We start from the raw sequence: 1,146 nt of genomic DNA on the forward strand, positions 1-1,146 counted from the left end.
CAGCTAATAAAACATTAGCCGAGTCGGCTAATGGGTATAAGCCAAGTCAGCTAAACACAAAAGACAATATACAAAAGACAATAAATACAAATACCCCCTTACCCCCTAACGGGGGCGGCGATGGGCAGGTTAAACCTGAACGTCGCAAGGCAGAACGAATCGACTACGAATCCTTCCTGAACGCCTACAACACCGAAGTCGGTGACAGACTGCCACACGCTGTTGCGGTCAACGAGAAACGCAAACGCCGCCTGAAGAAAATCATCCCGCAACTGAAAACGCCAAACGTGGACGGTTTCAGAGCGTATGTCAGGGCGTTTGTGCATCAGGCCAAGCCGTTTTACTTCGGAGATAACGACACGGGCTGGACGGCCGATTTTGATTACCTGCTGAGGGAAGATTCGTTAACGGGAGTACGGGAAGGGAAGTTTGCAGACAGGGGGATTGCATGAAACAGGATATCGAAGCGAGCGTTATCGGTGGACTGCTGATTGGTGGATTAACACCAACTGCCAGTGACGTTCTGGCAACGCTTGAGCCGGAAGCGTTTTCAATTCCGCTCTACCGGAAAGCCTTCGAGGTTATCCGCAAGCAGGCGCGAAACAGAAACCTAATCGACGCGCTGATGGTTGCCGAGGCGTGCGGAGAGGAGCATTTCACGTCAATCCTGATGACCAGCAAAAACTGCCCGAGTGCCGCAAACCTGAAGGGATATGCCGGAATGGTCGCGGATAACTATCACCGCCGTCTGGTGCTGGAAATCATGGATGAAATGCGTGAACCAATTCAGAGCGGAACCATCGACGTATCGAGTCAGGCGATGGATGAACTTGTAAAACGTCTCTCAGCTATCAGAAAGCCCCGTGACGAGGTTAAACCTGTACGGTTAGGGGAAATCATCACTGACTACACTGACACGCTTGACAGGCGTCTGAGGAACGGAGAGGAATCAGATACCCTGAAGACCGGAATCGAAGAACTTGACGCCATCACCGGAGGGATGAACGCGGAAGACCTGGTGATTATCGCTGCTCGTCCGGGTATGGGGAAAACCGAGCTGGCGCTGAAGATTGCCGAAGGCGTTGCAAGTCGCGTTATTCCTGGTTCTGACGTCCGGCGCGGAGTATTGATTTTCTCGATGGAAAT

General features: G+C 52.0%; 1 protein-coding gene and 1 pseudogene. Both read left to right on the top strand.

Annotation, left to right across the window (positions count from 1 at the left end):
• A pseudogene (locus FEK43_RS22670) lies at positions 1 to 452 on the top strand (replication of DNA); the annotation flags it as partial.
• The coding region (locus FEK43_RS22675) for a DnaB-like helicase C-terminal domain-containing protein (RefSeq protein ID WP_276608466.1) at positions 449 to 1,146 on the top strand (698 nt) is incomplete at its 3' end. The pseudogene FEK43_RS22670 and the gene FEK43_RS22675, both read left to right, overlap by 4 nt.

This window comes from Escherichia sp. E2562, from assembly GCF_005781075.1.
Taxonomy (GTDB): domain Bacteria; phylum Pseudomonadota; class Gammaproteobacteria; order Enterobacterales; family Enterobacteriaceae; genus Escherichia.